The 16,555-nt window shown below is 70.1% G+C and carries 10 protein-coding genes; all 10 read right to left on the bottom strand.

Annotated features, from left to right (window positions below; all coding sequences use genetic code 11):
* The coding region (locus ABZS54_RS16845) for a beta-ketoacyl synthase N-terminal-like domain-containing protein (protein WP_355535704.1) at positions 1-1,196 on the bottom strand (1,196 nt) is incomplete at its 3' end.
* Positions 1,197-1,230: 34 nt separating this feature from the next.
* A complete protein-coding gene (locus tag ABZS54_RS16840) occupies positions 1,231-7,545 on the bottom strand; it encodes an SDR family NAD(P)-dependent oxidoreductase (RefSeq protein WP_355535701.1) in 6,315 nt (2,104 codons plus the stop codon).
* Positions 7,546-7,683: 138 nt separating this feature from the next.
* Positions 7,684-9,594: a BTAD domain-containing putative transcriptional regulator gene (locus ABZS54_RS16835; protein ID WP_355535698.1), complete on the bottom strand. Its 1,911-nt coding sequence runs from the start codon at positions 9,592-9,594 to the stop codon at positions 7,684-7,686.
* A 115-nt stretch (positions 9,595-9,709) separates the two neighbouring features.
* Positions 9,710-10,801, bottom strand: a complete 1,092-nt coding sequence (locus ABZS54_RS16830) for an HAD-IIIC family phosphatase (RefSeq protein ID WP_355535695.1) — start codon at positions 10,799-10,801, stop codon at positions 9,710-9,712.
* A gap of 26 nt (positions 10,802-10,827) precedes the next feature.
* Positions 10,828-11,937 (bottom strand): acyl-CoA dehydrogenase family protein, encoded by a 1,110-nt coding sequence (locus ABZS54_RS16825; protein WP_355535692.1) that lies wholly within the window; start codon positions 11,935-11,937, stop codon positions 10,828-10,830.
* On the bottom strand, positions 11,921-12,199 hold the full coding sequence (locus ABZS54_RS16820; RefSeq protein ID WP_355535689.1) for an acyl carrier protein: 279 nt from the start codon (positions 12,197-12,199) through the stop codon (positions 11,921-11,923). Before ABZS54_RS16820 ends, ABZS54_RS16825 begins: the two co-directional genes overlap by 17 nt.
* A 16-nt stretch (positions 12,200-12,215) precedes the next feature.
* A complete protein-coding gene (locus tag ABZS54_RS16815; RefSeq protein WP_355535686.1) occupies positions 12,216-12,887 on the bottom strand; it encodes a class I SAM-dependent methyltransferase in 672 nt (223 codons plus the stop codon).
* Positions 12,887-13,747 (bottom strand): 3-hydroxyacyl-CoA dehydrogenase family protein, encoded by an 861-nt coding sequence (locus ABZS54_RS16810; protein WP_355535683.1) that lies wholly within the window; start codon positions 13,745-13,747, stop codon positions 12,887-12,889. The genes ABZS54_RS16815 and ABZS54_RS16810 overlap by 1 nt, the downstream gene beginning before the upstream one ends.
* Before the next feature lie 670 nt (positions 13,748-14,417).
* A complete protein-coding gene (locus ABZS54_RS16805) occupies positions 14,418-15,404 on the bottom strand; it encodes a helix-turn-helix transcriptional regulator (RefSeq protein ID WP_355535680.1) in 987 nt (328 codons plus the stop codon).
* Between the two features lie 560 nt (positions 15,405-15,964).
* Positions 15,965-16,540: a flavin reductase family protein gene (locus ABZS54_RS16800; RefSeq protein WP_355535677.1), complete on the bottom strand. Its 576-nt coding sequence runs from the start codon at positions 16,538-16,540 to the stop codon at positions 15,965-15,967.
* Between the last annotated feature and the right edge of the window lie 15 nt (positions 16,541-16,555).

The following is a 16,555-nucleotide window of genomic DNA, read 5'->3' as shown; positions in this document are numbered from 1 at the left end:
ATGACCAACTTGATCACCCCGGCCACCCCCGCCGCGGCCTGGGTATGCCCGATATTCGACTTCAACGAGCCCAACAGAAGCGGCTGATCGTCCGAACCGGCCGAACGCGCCTGCCCATACGTGGCCAGCAGCGCCTGCGCCTCGATCGGATCACCCAACCGCGTGCCGGTGCCGTGCGCCTCCACCACATCCACCTCGGCGGGAGAGAGGCCGGCGTTGGTCAGCGCCTGACGGATCACCCGCTGCTGGGACGGGCCGTTCGGCGCGGTCAGGCCGTTGGAGGCGCCGTCGGAGTTCACCGCACTGCCACGAATCACCGCAAGCACCGGCAGCCCCCGCTGCCTGGCCACCGACAACCGCGCCAGCACCAGCACCCCCACCCCCTCGGAGAATCCGGTGCCGTCCGCCGCGGCCGCGAACGCCTTGCAGCGCCCGTCCGGCGCGAGCCCGCGCTGCCGGGAGAACTCCACGAACACGCTGGGGCCGGCCATCACGGTGGCGCCGCCCGCCAACGCGATGTCGCATTCCCCGCTCCGCAGCGACTGCTCTGCCAGGTGTATCGACACCAACGACGACGAACACGCCGTATCCAGCGTCATCGCCGGTCCCAACAAACCCAGCACATAGGAGATCCGACCCGACGCGACACTGGTGGTGCCGCCGGTGAGCACGAAGCCTTCCAACTCGGCGGGCGTCTCCCCGGCGCGAGGCATGTACTCCTGCGGGATCACGCCGACGAACACGCCACCCGAGCTGCCCCGGAGCGAGGCCGGGTCGATGCGGGCGTTCTCCAATGCCTCCCACGAGGTCTCCAGCAGCAGCCGCTGCTGCGGGTCCATCGCCAACGCCTCCCGCGGCGAGATCCCGAAGAACTCGGCGTCGAACCGGCCCGCATCGGATAAGAACCCGCCCCGCGTCAGATAGGTGGTGCCCGGCGTGTCGGGATCTGGATCGGACAGCCGGTCGATGTCCCAGCCGCGGTCGGTCGGGAATTCGGTGAGGGCGTCCCCGCCGTCGCGGAGCAGTTCCCACAGGTCCTCGGGGGTGCGCGCGGCGCCCGGGAATCGGCTCGCCATTCCGACGATCGCGATCGGCTCGCGAGCGACGGCCTCGGCGTCGCGCAGCTCCCGCTGTGCACGCTGCAGGTCCGTCGTGACCCGCCTCAGATACTCTCGAAGCTTCTGCTCGTTGGACATCGCGGGCAGCCCCCTTCCGTTCGGACGTGCGAGATCACGCGGTGTCGAGTTCGCCGTCGATAAAGTCGAAAAGTTCGTCGTCGGAGGCCGCGGTGAAGTCGCGCTCCTCACCTGGGTCGGCGGGTGCCGCGAGCCGGCGCAGCACCTCCTGCAACTGCCTGGCAAGCTCACCTCGCTCGTTCTCGTCGAGTTGTGCCACCACGAGCCGGTCGAGTTCCGTCACGATCGAGCGCACGGTCGTTTCCTCGGTGGGCACCAGCAGTTCGTCCAGGAACCGGGCGAGCTCGGCCGGTGTCGGGTGGTCGAAGACGACCGTCGGTGGCAGTCGCAGCCCCGTGCCGTTGCCCAGCCGGTTGCGCAGCTCCACCGCCGTCAGCGAGTCGAACCCGAGTTCCTTGAACGCGCTGTCCGCGTCGACCGCCGCAGCCGTGCTGTGTCCGAGCACGACCGCCGCGGACTCCCGTACCAGATTTAGCAGTTCCTCGCGCCGCTGCCGTTCGGGCAACTCGACGAGCCGGTCCGCGTGGGTCGCCGCACTCGCCGTCACGACCCGGCGCCGGATCGACGCGGCCGAATCCAGTGCGAACAGCACGTCGGGCACCGGACGGCCGCTCTTGCGGAGCCGGGCCACGTCGACCGGCACCGCCGCCACCACCGAACGGTGCAGGTCGAGTGCGGCGTCGAACAGGGCCAGGCCCTGCTCGTCGGTGATCGCACCCAGACCCATCCGGGCCAACCGTTCCCGGTCGATCTCGCTCATGTGGCCGGTCATCGCGCTCTCTCGCGCCCACAGACCCCAGGCGATCGAGGTGCCGGGCAGCCCCAGCCCGCGCCGATGTTCCGCGAGACCGTCGAGGAAGGCGTTCGCCGCGGCGTACCCACCCTGACCCGCGTTGCCCAGCACCCCGGCGGCCGAGGAGAACAGCACGAACAGGGAGAGGTCGTGATCGCGGGTCAGCTCGTGCAGGTGCCACGCCGACTGCGCCTTCGCCCGCAGCACGGTGTCGAGATCCGCCCGGGTCAGGGCCTCCAGCACGCCGTCGGACATCACCCCGGCCGCGTGGATCACCCCGGTCAGCCGGTGCGCGGAACGGACCAGCTCCGCCACGGAGACCCGGTCGGAGACATCGCATGCCACCACGGACACCTCGGCGCCCGCCGCACGCAGGTCCGCGAGCAGTTCGGTCGCGCCCTCGGCCGCCGGGCCACGTCTGCTCGTCAACAGCAGTCGGCGCACGCCGTGTTCGGCGACCAGATGCCGGGCGACGAGTGCGCCGAGCACCCCCGTCCCGCCGGTGACCAGCACCGTGCCGTCGGGGTCGAGCGGCGCGGGCAAGGTCAGCACGATCTTGCCGACGTGCCGCGCCTGGCTGAGATACCGGAACGCCTCCGGCGCGCGGTGGACGGCGAACGTGGTGAGCGGCATCGGTCGCAGCGCGCCCTCGTCGAACAGGACGCGGATCTCCTCCAGCATCTCACCGATGCGCTCGAACCCGGCCTCCATCACGTCGAACGCCCGGTACCGCACCCCGGGATACGTCTCCGCGATCTCCTGGGGGTCGCGGATGTCGGTCTTGCCCATCTCCACGAATCGCCCACCGCGCGGCAGCAGGGCCAGCGACTCCTCGACGTGCTCGTGGGCCAGTGCGTTGAGCACCACGTCCACGCCGCGACCGCCGGTGCTGGTCGCGAACCGCGTGGCGTAGCCCAGGCTGCGGGAGTCCGCGAGGTGGTCGTCGTCGAAACCCCAGGCGCGCAGCACGTCCCGCTTGCCGGCACTGGCGGTGCCGAACACCTCGGCACCCCAGTGCCTGGCGAGTTGCAGGGCCGCGAAACCCACCCCACCGGTCGCCGCGTGCAGCAGCAACGACTCGCCCGAGCGCAGTCCGGCCAGGTCCGCGAGACCGTAGTAGGCCGTCAGATGCACCACCGGAACACCGGCGGCCTGCGCGAAGGACATGCGCTTCGGCATCGCCACGACCAGCCGGCGATCGGAGATCGTGACCGACCCCAGACCGCCCGTGAACAGACCCATCACCCGGTCGCCGGGGGCCAGTCCGGTGACATCCGCACCGACCTCCAGCACGATCCCCGCACCCTCGCCCAGCGACGACCATCCGTCCTGCGCCACCATGCCCAGTTCCAGCAGCACGGCCTTGAAGTTCAGCCCACCCGCGCGCACCGCGATCCGCACCTCGCCCGCCGCGAGCGGGCGCAGCGCCTCGGGGCACCCGGTGAGCGACAATCCGTCCAGTTCACCGCGATAGGTCAGGGACAGTCGCCACGGCTGATCCTTGGGCGCCGGCAGCGCCGGCGACGCGGACGCCCGCACCAGCCGCGGCACCGCGCCGACTCCGGCGCGGATGATCAGCTCCGGATGGTCGGCGACCATCGCGGCGGGCAACGCCTCTTGCGTGTACGGGTGGTCGTCGACGTCGAGGTGCCGGAGCCGGCCCGGATGCTCGGTGCGCGCGGTGCGCAGAAGTCCGGCCACCGCTCGGTGTGCGAGCTCATCCGCCCGGGTGAGCACGACGAGCGGGACATCCGCGAGGTGTCGCTCCGCGACCCACTCCCGCACAAAGCCCAACGTCCGGGCGACGACCTCCTCGAGCTCGCCGGTGGGGCACGTCCACAACACGGCCGTCGCCGACGACAGCGAGGCCGGGCGGTCGTGCCCTTCCGAAAGCGTGACCCAGCCCTGCTCCGCGGGCGGATCCGGCAGCTCGACCGGCACCATATCCAGGCCGAACAGCGCCGAGTCGTCCACCCGGGTGCGCCCGAACGCACCCGCCTCCACCGGCCGCAGCGCCAGTTCGCCCACCGAGGCCACCACCTGCCCGGCCTCGTCGGTCACGAGCACGGCCATCGAACTCGACCCGACCGGGGTCAGCCGCACCCGGACCGCCCTGGCGCCGGTGGCGTGCAGACGCACGTCGGTCCAGCCGAACGGCATGCGTAGGCCGTCCGGCCCGGCCAGGCCGGCCGCGTGCAGCGACGCGTCCAACAGCGCGGGGTGCAGTCCGAAACCGGACACGTCCTGATCCTCCGGCAGCGCGACCGATGCGTAGATCACGTCGCCGTCCTGCCACGCGGCGCGCACGCCACGAAAGGCCGGTCCGTACGAGTAGCCACGATCGGCCAGCGACTCGTAGAACCCGTCCAACGGCACGGCAACCGCGCCCGGCGGCGGCCAGGCGGTCAGGTCGTCGGCCGTCGCGCGTCCCTGCGCGGTCAACAGGCCCGTCGCGTGCCGGGTCCAGTCGTCCCGCCCGCTCGGGCTGGTGTGCACGCTCACCGGCCGGCCGCCGTCGGCTTCCGCGCCGATCAGCACCTGCAGGTCCAGGTCGGCGTCGATGACCACCGGTGCCTGGATGGTCAGTTCGGCCAGGTGACCGCATGCGACCCGGTCCCCGGCATGCAGGGCGAGCTCGACCATCGCCGCACCGGGCAGCAGCACCGACTCGCCCCGCTCGCGATCGAGCAGCCCGTGCTCGGCCAGCCACGGCTGGGCGGCGCGGGACAACCGTCCAGTGAGTACGAGCATTTCCGTGTCCGCCGTGCGCAGTGCCGCGCCGAGCAGCGGGTGGTCGGCTCGTTGCAGACCCAGCGCCGAGGTGTCGCCGACGGCGGCGAGCTCCTTCAGCCAGTAGCGCCGACGTTGGAACGGGTAGGTCGGCAACTGCGCCATGGCGGGCGGAATTCGCCAGTCGACGTCGACGCCGTGCACGTACGCCTTGGCCAGGGCGGCGCGGAAGCGGGTCGGCCCGTCCTCGTCGCGGCGCAACGACTCCAGCACGACCGCGTCGGACGTCTCCGCCTCCTCGACCGTCTCGCCGATGGCGGTCGTGAGCACGGGGTGGGCGCTGACCTCGACGAACACCCGGTGCCCCTGGTCCAGCAGCGCGCGAGTGCCCGCGGCGAAGCCGACGGTGCGGCGCAGGTTGCGGAACCAGTACTCGGCGTCCAGCTCCGGGCCGGCCACCACCTCGTCGGTGACGGTGGAGTGGAACGGAACCCGGGTGGGTCGCGGCTCGATGCCGGACAGTGCCGTCACGATCTCGTCGCGCAGGGCCTCGACGTGCGCGGAGTGCGAGGCGTAGTCCACCGGGATGATCCGCGCGCGGATCTCGTCGGCCGTGCAGGACGCGACGAGATCGGCCAGGTCGACGGGCGTACCGGAGACGACCGTGCTGCCGGGCCCGTTGATCGCGGCGATCTCCACCGCGCCCGCGTACCGCTCGATCCGGTGCGCGACGTCGGCCGCCGGGAGTTGCACGGACGCCATGCCGCCGGTGCCGGCCAGTCGCGTGATGGCTTTGCTGCGCAGCGCGACGACGGCCGCGGAGTCCGCGAGGGACAACGCGCCGGCAACGTATGCGGCGGCGATCTCGCCCTGGGAATGACCCAGCACCGCGTCGGGGGCCATGCCGTGGTGCTGCCACAGCTCGGCGACCGAGATCATCACGGCCCACAGGGCCGGCTGCACCACGTCGACCCGATCCAGTGGCCCGGCGAGCGCGTCGAGGAGGTCCCAGTCGACCAGGGGTCTCAAGGCGTCGGCGCAGTCGTCGAGTCGGGCGCGAAAGACGTGCGATTCGCGGTACAGGTCCAGGGCCATCCCGGACCACTGCGAGCCCTGGCCGGGGAAGACGAACACCGTCTTGCCGCGGGCGCGGGCGACGCCGAGCAGGACGTCCGGGGAAGGCCGCCCCTCGGCCAGCGCGAGCAGTCCCGCCGACGGGTCCTCGCCGGTCACGGCGGCGCGGTGGACAAGTCTGGGCGCACGGGTGGCCAGCGCGCCGGCCACGGGCGTATCCGGATTCGCCGTGATGTGGGCGTGCACCTGCCGTGCCCTGGCCGCGAGCGCCGTCGTCGAGGAGGCGGACAGCAGCAGCGGCACCGCCGCGTGCCCGGGCTCCTGCCCCGGCCCCGACTCGGACTCCGGCTCGGGCTCAGGCGGGGCCTGCTCGATGATCAGGTGGGCGTTGGTGCCGCTGATCCCGAATGCCGAGACCGCGGCCCGGCGCGGCCGGCCGGTCTCGGGCCAGGCGCGCGCCTCGGTCAGCAGCTCCACCGCACCCGACGCCCAGTCCACCGCGGGCGTCGGCTCGTCGACGTGCAGCGTCCTGGGCAGCACACCGTGCCGGATGGCCGACACCATCTTGATCACGCCACCGACTCCGGCGGCGGCCTGGGTGTGTCCGATGTTGGACTTCAACGATCCCAGCCACAGCGGCTGCCCCTGCGGGCGTTCCCGGCCGTAGGTCGCCAGCAGCGCCTGCGCCTCGATCGGGTCGCCGAGCCGGGTGCCGGTCCCGTGCGCGTCCACGACGTCCACGTCGGACGGTGTCAGGCTCGCGTCGGCCAGTGCCTGGCGGATGACCCGCTGCTGGGACGGCCCGTTCGGAGCGGTCAGGCCGTTGGAGGCGCCGTCGGAGTTCACCGCGCTGCCGCGGATCACCGCAAGCACCGGGTGCCCGAGCCGCCGGGCGTCGGAGAGCCGCTCCAACACCACCATGCCGACGCCCTCGGACCACCCGGTCCCGTCCGCCGACGCCGAGAACGCCTTGCATCGGCCGTCCTCGGCCAGCCCGCGCTGGCGCGAGAAATCCACGAACGTGTCCAGGGACGCCATCACCGACGCGCCGCCGGCCAGCGCCAGCGAGCACTCCCCGATCCGCAGCGCCCGGCTCGCCAGGTGCATCGTGGCCAGCGACGACGAGCACGCCGTGTCGACCGTCAGTGCCGGACCCTCCAGGCCGAGCAGGTACGCGATCCGGCCGGAGGCGACGCTGGCCGCACTACCGGTCCCGCCGAACCCGTCGCCGCCCTGTCCGGACTCCTCCGCGCCGAGCCCGTACCGCTGGCCGCCGTGGCCCATCAGCCCGACGAACACCCCGGTTTCGCTGCCTCGCAACGACTGCGGGTCCATCCCGGTCCGCTCCAGTGCCTCCCAGGAGGTCTCCAGGAGCAGCCGCTGCTGCGGGTCCATCGCCAACGCCTCCCGCGGCGAGATCCCGAAGAAGTCGGCGTCGAACTCGGCCGCGTCGTGCAGGAATCCACCGCCTTGGGCGTAGAAGCTGCCCGGCACGCCGGGGTTGGGGTCGTACCGGCCGTCGATGTCCCAGCCGCGGTCGGTGGGGAAGTCGCCGACCGCGTCCCGGCCCTCGACCACCAGCTCCCACAATCCGTCGGGCGTGACGACACCGCCCGGGAAGCGACAGGCCATGCCGACGATCGCGATCGGCTCGCCGGCCGCCCGCTCCAGTTCCTGCAGGCGCTCGCGTGTGTCCTGCAGTTCCCCAACCGCCTGCTTGAGGTAGTTCCGCAGCCTGCCCTCGTTCTCCATCGTCTCGTCACTCCTCCGGCCGAGTACTCAACTAGCGGCACTAGGCCAGTCAACCCTGCGGGTGTGGTGGGCAGCCGGGTTCAGGAAACCCATAGCGGGCCGCGAATCTGGCTCCGCGGACCAAGGAAACGTCCGTGCTCAGCCGGCGGCGTGGCAGAGCCTGGGCATGTCGCGCTCCTGCGGTGTTTCGGCGGGCGGGTCGAGCGTCACCGGATCGAGGGTCATCCAACTGGCGTGCCGCTGACCGTCGCCCCACCCCGGACGCCTGCGGAACAGTTCCGGCCGGGCCGCGGCGACCACCAGCAGCGGCATCGGTTCCGGCAGCTCCAGCAGGTCCTCGATGGTCTCCAGTGCCGCGTTGTCGGCCAGATGCAGGTCGTCGGCGAACACCACGAGTGGGCGGTGCTCGGCGAGTTTCGCCACGTTCGGGGTGGTCAACGGCCCGCCGGAATCCAGCCGCACCGTCGCCGCGTTCTCGACGCGACGTTCGAACGCGGCGAGCAACCGCGACTTCCCGATCCCAGGGGCACCCAGGACCAGGACCAAGTGCGGCCGGGCCCGCCGACGGACCCGCTCCAACAGGCTGCTCAGCACGTCCAGTTCGGGCTCGCGGTCGAAGACCTCCGGCTGGGCGAAGGACTCGCGACAGCGCCCCCCGACCGTCCATCGCGGACGAAGGCCGCCCTCCCGGCCGTACCGGATGGTTGCCCCGGTCAGCCTCCTGGTCCGGCCGCAGACCACGATCTCGGTGTCCTCGCCGAACTGCAGCAGGGACTCGCAGTCGGCCAGCAGCGCACCGTTGACCGGCAGCGGCTCCAGGAACCTCGCACCGGGACGGACCGGAATCTCACCCGTCGACACCGCCACCCGCAGCGCGGGCCGCTCGCCCGCCGGCACGTCGAAGCAGATCCGCTGCCGCAACGACATCGCGGCGCAGACCGCCCGTTCGGCGACCTGCTCGGTACCGTCCTCCTGCGGCGAGGCGGGCCGGAACACGGCCAGCGTGACCGAGCCGGTCGACCCGGCGACCACCCCGCCGAACCGCTCCACCTCCTCGCGCACGGTCGTCGCGGTGCGTTCCAGGGACTCACCGATGTCGCTGACCCGGCGGCCGGCCCCGAAGTCGGCGCGGATCAGCACCGCGCTGACCGTGCTCCGACCGCCGGCGGTCGGTGGCGAGACCAGCTGGACCGGCCGGCGAACCGGTCGCTCGCGGTGCTCCGCCTCCTGCCCGAGCCCAAAGATCACCACCGGCCGTGCCGGCCCTGCCGGGGCCGTCGGGGCCGCGATCAACGGGTCGTGCACCAGGATCGCGTGTTGCAACAGCCGCAGCTCCCGGCCGGGTTCCAGCCCGAACTCCTCGGCCAACCGCAGCCGCACCAGCCGGTAGACCGCGAGCGAGTCGGCCTGCCGACCACTGCGGTACAGCGCGAGCATCAGTTGGTGACACGCCCGCTCGCGCAGCGGCTCGGCCTCGACCATCGCCTCCAGCTCGCCCAGGACGGCCTGGTGGCGCCCATTCGCCAACTCGGCCTCGTAGTAGTCCTCCATCACGTCCAGCCGGGCGTTCTGCAGCGCCGTCAGCTCCGTCCAGGAGTGCCCGCTCTCCACCAGGTCGGCCAGCGCCTGCCCGCGCCACAACGCGAGCACCTCCCGCAGGGTGGCTGCCGCGGCGGCGGGCCGGCCCGCCGCCAGTTGCGCGCGACCGGCCTGCGCCAGGCGGTGAAACCGGAACATGTCGACCTGTTCCGGGTCAACCTGCAACTGGTATCCGTGCGAGCAGGTCAGCAGGGCCGGCGGGCGCGCGTCCCCACGCGCGTGCTCGGCGAACATCACGCGCAGGCCGCGCACCGCGTTCTGCAGGATCTTGCGTGCCGTCGCCGGCGTCTCCTCGGTGCCCCACAGTCCTTCGAGGAGCTTGCTGGTCGCCACCTCGCGGTTGGCGTTGAGCAGCAGCAGGCCGAGCGTCGCGCGGCGCCGGTCGCCGCCGATCGCGATCGGTTTCTCGTCGTCCATCAGTTTCAACGGGCCGAGCACCAAGAACTGCAAGACATCCCCCGTAGATCGTTCCTGTTCAGCGTGCGACCGAGCAGCGTTCGACCGAGCAGCGTTCGACCGAGCAGCGTTCAACCGAGCAGCGTCCAACCGAGCAGTGAATTCCCACCTACAGCCATTGCGCTTCTCGGCCGGCGCCGTGCGATTCGGGCGTGACGACGCGCATGGTCCTCGGCGGGTCCTGCCGGGCCGGTTCCAGATGCAGGCACTCGGTTCCCTCGGGCGGCGAGAACGAGGCCAGGCAGGCACACTCCGCGGTGGTGAACCCCGCGAACCGGTAGGCCACTTCCATCATTCGGTTGCGTTCGGTGCGCCGGAAGTCGGCGACGAGGTGCACCCCGGCTCGCGCGGCGGCGTCGGTGAGCCAGCGCAGCAGCACCGCGCCCGCGCCGAACGAGACGACCCGGCACGATGTCGCCAGCAGCTTGATGCGCCAGGCCTGCGCGCTCTTCTCGATCAGCATCACCCCGACCGCGCCGTGCGGTCCGAAGCGGTCGGTCATCGAGACCACCAGCACGTCGTGGTTCTCGTCGGACAGGAACGAGCGCAGCGCGGCATCCGAGTAGTGCACGCCGGTCGCGTTCATCTGGCTGGTCCGCAGGGTCAGTTCCTCGACCCGGGTGATCTCCTCGTCCCTGGCCTTCCCGATCCGCATCACCAGGTCGAGCGAGCGCAGGAATTCCTCGTCGGCGCCCTGGTACTTCTCCCGCTCCTGGTCCCGCTCGAACCCGGCCTGGTACATCTGCCGGCGCCGGCGCGCGTCGACGGTGACCACCGCCGGGCTGAACTCGGGCAGGCCGAGCAACGCGTCGGCCTGCTCGGCCGGGTAGCACCGCACTTCCGGCAGGTGGTACTCGACCTCGGCGCGTTCGGTCGGCAGGTCGTCGATGAACGCGATCGTCTTGAGCGAGAAGTTCAACTGCTCGGCGATCCTGCGCACCGACTCCGACTTGGGGCCCCAGCCGATGTGCGGCAGGACGAAGTACTCGGCGAGGCCCAACTCTTCCAGTCGTGCCCACGCCTCGTCGTGGTCGTTGCGACTGGACACGGCCTGCAGCACGCCACGTGCGTCGAGCTCCACGATCACCTTGCGGACGGCGTCGTCGACCTCGACGTGGCCGTCCTCGACGAGCGTGCCGTTCCACAGCGTGTTGTCGAGATCCCAGACCAGGCACTTCACGACCGGTGGTGTTTCGGACATCTCCGCCCCCCGTCTCCTAGGACCGCTCAGCCCGCCGCCGAGGCGGCGTGCTCGGCGAGTATCAGCTGGCAGATCTCGTTGCTGCCCTCGATGATTTCCATCAACTTCGCGTCGCGGTACGCCCGCTCCACCACATGCCCGCCCGCCGCCCCCGCGGAGGCGAGTACCTGCATCGCCGACGCCGCGCCACGAGCGGCGTTCCCGGCCGCGACGTGCTTGGCCAGGACCGACGCCGGCACCTGCTCCGGCGAACCGTCGTCCCGACTGCGGCTCGCCCGCTCGCATGCGAACGTCGCCGTTCGTTCCGCGGCGTAGAGCTCGGCCAGGTGTCGGGCGACGAGTTGGTGCTGCAGCAGGGGCTTGCCGAACTGCTCACGGTGCGCGGCATGTCGAGCGACGGCCGTAAGGCACGCACGCAGAATTCCGACGCATCCCCAGGCCACCGACAGCCGGCCGTAGGTGAGTGCGATGGTGGTCAGCATGACCAGCGGTTGGCCGGCCACCGCGAGCAGGTTCTCCGCGGGCAGCCGCACGTCGTCGAGCAGCACGCGGGCGTGCCCGCCCGCGCGGCAGCCGAGCGGGTCGGCCACCGGGGTCACCCGGACACCGGGCGCCGACGTGGGCACCACCGCGACGGCACCGCCGCCCTGGTAGCGGCCGAACACCACGATCCAGTCGGCGTAGGCGGCGACCGTGATCCAGGTCTTGGTGCCGGCCACGACGATTTCCTCGCCGTCGCGCCGGATCTCGGTGGCCATCGCGGCGAGATCGCTGCCCGCACCCGGTTCGCTGAACGCCACCGCGGCCAGTTCCCCACTGGTGAGCCGGCCGATGTACTCCGTCCGCTGCGCCTTGTCACCGAACCGCCGGATCGTCCAGGCGGCCATCCCCTGGGAGGTCATCACGCTGCGCAGCGAGCTGCACAACGTGCCGGTATGCGCGGTGAGTTCACCGTTTTCCACGCCGGACAGACCGAGACCGCCGAAGGCCGGGTCCGCCTCGGCGCACAGCACACCCTTGGCGCCGAGTCCCCGGAGAACGTCGATCGGGATCTCGCCCGCCACGTCCCACTCGCTCGCTGCGTCGGCGACCGTCTCGGTCACCAACGCGGTCAGGGCGTCAAGCACCGCCGTCACCCCCGGTGCGCAGCCGGGTCACCAGCGAACTCATGGCCCGCACGGTGCGGAAGTTGTCCATGGCGAGGTCGGGGCCCTCCACGGCGACGCCGAACGTGCTCTCCACGAACACCACCAGCTCCATCGCGAAGAGCGAGGAGACCGCCCCCGAGGCGAACAGGTCCACCTCCGGCTCCCAGGTCATCCTGGTCTTCGCCTCGAGAAACTCGCCGAGTCGCCGCTCGATGTCGGCGACCGTCAGTTCCGTTGTCGAGTCCGTCATGGGAAAAGTCCCTTCCTTATCGCGTCTTGTTCTTGCGCGCCAACGTGATTCCGTCCGCCATGACGAGCATGGACAGCTCCACCCTGCTGTCGACCAGGAGCGAGGCGTTGAGCTCACGGATGGCCTCCGTGTCGGGATCGTCCGCCTCCGGATCCGCGACCCGCCCGAAGTAGAGCGTGTTGTCGAGCACGATCAGGCCGCCGGGCCGCAGGTGGGTCAGCGCCTCTTCGTAGTAACGCGCGTATCCGGTCTTGTCGGCGTCGACGAAGACCAGGTCGAAGGTCTCCGGCCCGTGCTCGGCAAGCAGGTTCACCATGGTCTGTGCGCCGTCCCCGAGCCGCAGCTCGATCCGGTCGGACACCCCGGCGCGTTCCCAGTACCGCCGGGCGATCTTGGTCCAGCGCTCGTTGATGTCGCACGTGATGATCCGCCCGCCGGGCGGCAGCGCCCGGGCCATGCACAACGTGCCGTAGCCGGTGAAGGTGCCTATCTCCAGCACCCGGGCGGCACCGGTCAATCCGACCAACATGGCCAGCAGTTGCCCCTCTTCGGGCATGGTCACCATGGCGTTCAGCGCCGGCATGGACGCCGTCTCGGCGACCAGGTCGCGCAGGATCTCGTCGTCGCGCAGGGACACCGACCGCACGTAGTCGAGCAGGCGCTCGTCCAGTCCCACCTGGCCGGCCATCAGCGCACGCCGTACTCGTAGAAACCACGCCCGGTCTTGCGGCCGTGGTTGCCTTCGGCGACCTTGCGCACAAGCAGTTCGCTCGGGCGGCAGCCCTCGTCTCCGGTGCGCTCGTACAGCACGGACAGGGAGTCGACGAGGTTGTCGATGCCGATCAGGTCGGCGGTCCTCAGCGGACCCGTCGGGTGCCCGAGGCAGCCCTCCATCAGGGCGTCGACGTCCTCGACGGTGGCCCGCCCCTCCTCGACGACGTTCGCCGCGTCGTTGATCATGCGGTGCAGCAGGCGGCTGGTGACGAAGCCGGCCCCGTCGCCGACCACGATCGCCTTTCGGTCCAATGTGGACAGCAGGTCCTGCACGGCCGACATCGCCGAGTCGCCGCTGCGCGGCCCCCGAACCACCTCGAGCGTCCCGATCAAGTAGGGCGGATTCATGAAGTGGATGCCCACCAGGCACTCGGGGGCCGGAATCTCCCCCGCGAGTTCGTCGACCGGGATCGACGACGTGTTGGTGACCCGCAGCGTCCCCGGCGCGACCACGGAGGCGATCTCCCTGTGCACCTTGGCCTTCAGGTCGGCGACCTCGGTGATCGCCTCGATCACCCAGGTCGTGTCCGCGGCCGCCACGGCGGAGTCGGCGAGCTGCAGCTCACCGATCGGTCCGCCGCGCGGGAGCGCACCCATCATGTGGGCGAGCCGGAGCTCGCCCCGTACCCGCTCGCGTGCCGTACTCAGCCGCGCCGGGTCCACGTCCACGAGCACGACCGACACTCCCCGCCCGATGGCGAGCGTCGCGATACCGATTCCCATTACTCCCGCGCCGAACACCGCCAACCGCGGCGCGCCCCCGTTTTCGGTCATCGGCCGACCACACCCGGCCGCCCCAAAACGGCGAAGGACTTTCTCGACCCCCGACCGATATCACGAACGACAGACCCGCTCATAACCACCCCAGGTTTGCGTGCGGAAAGTTTGCATACGGAAAGGTTTCCGGAAGGAATTGTGCACATCAAGGGAGTGCTCGCCCGATACGGGCGAACACGAAAGAATGGATCGTCAGGTCGACCGAGTCGCATCTTTGCGACGCCGACTGCAAGGCCGTCCTCGGTGTCGACTTCTACGTCACCCCGAAGCCGAGGAAAATGACCCGAAATGAATTCGTACGAATTTCTCTACGCGCAACCTACCTCGCCGCCATGGCCCCGAAACCCGGCAGACAATGCTCGGGCCGACCGGTGACGCGAGGGATGAACGGATCGACGCGGCCCCCTTGGTGTTCAGCGAACATCCCCGCCGTCGCGCGGTTGCGACTCCCTACAGTGTGTGACAGAACGGCTGCGGACTCCACCCCCCGACCCGCTCATCAAGCTGCACTTCCACTTGAGGAAACTCACGCGGCCCGCACTTGACCAGCGGCTGCGAACGCCGGCATGCGGCCGACGGTCCGTGCGACGCGCGCGAGCCGACGGACGGGTCGAGGGGAGGGCGCGGCCGCGCGGCGGCCGGCCGGGGGCGACGGGACCGGCCGCCGCTACACGTCCTCCACCAGATTCGCCTCCTTCACGAGGTAGCCGAACTGGAACCGGCTCGTCGCGCCGAACATCTGCATGACCTGACCAATATGTTTACGGCAGGTGCGGACGGACACGCCCAGGCGCCGGGCGATGGCTTCGTCCTTGGCTCCGGAGATCAACATCTTGACGATTTCCTTCTTCATGTCGCTGCTGATGACCTCGGTTTCCGCCCGCCGACTGTCGAAATCCTTTGCCGTCGCCCAGACATGCTCGAAACACGAGTAGAGGAAGTCGATGAGCGAGCGCTCCTGCACGACCACCGCACCGCCGTCCTCGCCGCTCGCGAGGATGTATGCCGCGGTGCGGTCGAAGATGTATATCTTGCCGAAAAGCGCCCCCGCCGTCCGTATCTCGGCACCGGAGTCGACCAGCTTCTCCGCATACTCGCGGATCGGTATGTCGAACCGTGCGGCATGCTGGTACAGAACACGCATACGCACGCCCCGGCCGAGCAGTTGGAAATCCCGGCTCTGCGCCTCGACGGATTCGTCGACCGTCCCCCCGCTCCGGGGTTGCATACAGACGACCTCGTGGGAACTGTTCGCCGCCGCATCGGAAAGCAGCAATCTGATCGTCTCGGGTTCCTTCACGACGTCGAACGAATTGGCGTCCCGCCCGCCGAACTTGCTCGACCGAAACAGCAGCGAAAGACGCGCAAGCTCGTTCCGGAGCTGACCCGTCGCCATTTTCCAGCCGAGCAACTCCCGCTCGCTTCGAGTCAGGAGCCGGGAGGAGGCGATACTCGGATCCGCCGGGACGAACCAGGCGTCCTGGTGACGGGACGGTTGAATGAGCCGGAGCTCCAGGAGTTCGGCGACGATCCGCTCGCCCCGATCGGGACTTTCGAAGCCGAACTCGTGCGCAACGTCGTCGACGGCGAACCCCTCTCTACCTAAACTCCATTCATAAACTTCGAAAATTCCGGCAACTGGTTCGGGAAACAAAGGCACTCCCAGTGAACTATGCATTCCTTCCATTTACCTCCCGGGAAGGATACCCGAGCAGTGTGCAATGTTTCTACCAATACGCCGGTATATAAAAATTGATCCCTAATGAGCCATTCTCCGCCGCGGTGAGCGATATGCGAGAGGAAAGATCGTTCCCGCGAACCCGTTTTCCGCTATTTCCGTCTTCGGCGCGACGGCACAACGGCGCGCGGCGGTGCGGAAGGTGTGGGCAAGCATGACGCGCGCGACGTGCCGATACCAGACCGGACGGCGCCCGACTCGCCACGCGTTCGGGCCCACCCGCGGACCCGCGCGTGGGCCGTGCGGCGGGCGATCCTCTCCGGGCGGGCGGGGCGGCCGAGACGGCGGACGTCCCCAAAGCGGTGCCGCCGGTGCCGCCGCGTCCTGCCCGCAGCCCGTTCACGCTGGTGGCGAAGCCGCGGCCGTCGGGCGGTTCCGCCGCAGCACGGCGCCCCGAGTCGCCGGTTCGGCAGTCGGTCGGGGGCGGCGCTCCACCCGCGTGCACCCGCGCTGCGAGGCCTGGTCGGCGAAGACGCCTATCCGGTGGTACTCGGCGCGACCGACGGTGCCCGGGTGCCGCCGCCGGCTCGCGGCCGAGGCGGTGCCCCTGCCGCGAGTGGTTCCGCTGTCTCACGGAAAGAACCGAACATGCCGCGGTGAAATACCAGCGGCTCCGACTCGTCCTGATTCACCCGCAGCCCGATCACCTCGGCGATGATGATGACGTGATCTCCGGCGACATGCTCGACGTCGATCGAACACGACATCCAGGCGATCGCATCACACAGTTCCGGACCGACCGCCGAATCGGTCCACCGGACACCGGCGAACCGATCGATATCCTTGACCGAGAACTGCCGGCACAACTGCCCCTGGCCGCTGCCGAGAATGTTGGCGCAGAATCCACCGCTCTGCCGAAGATCGACCAGTGTCGACGACGCGTTTCCGACACACAACATGACCAGCGGGGGTTTCAGGGAAACCGACACGAACGAATTGCATGCCATACCGACGGGCCGGCCGAACGGGTCGGTGGTGGTGATTATCGTTACTCCGGTCGGCAGGTATCCCAGAGTACGCCGGAAGTCCGTCGTGTCGAACGGGGCAACCATAACCGACTCCTCGAG

The sequence above is a fragment of the Embleya sp. NPDC005575 genome (assembly GCF_040605455.1).
Taxonomy (GTDB): domain Bacteria; phylum Actinomycetota; class Actinomycetes; order Streptomycetales; family Streptomycetaceae; genus Embleya.
The sequence above is the reverse complement of the archived record's forward strand: the minus strand, read 5'-3'. Positions and strand labels throughout refer to the sequence as shown.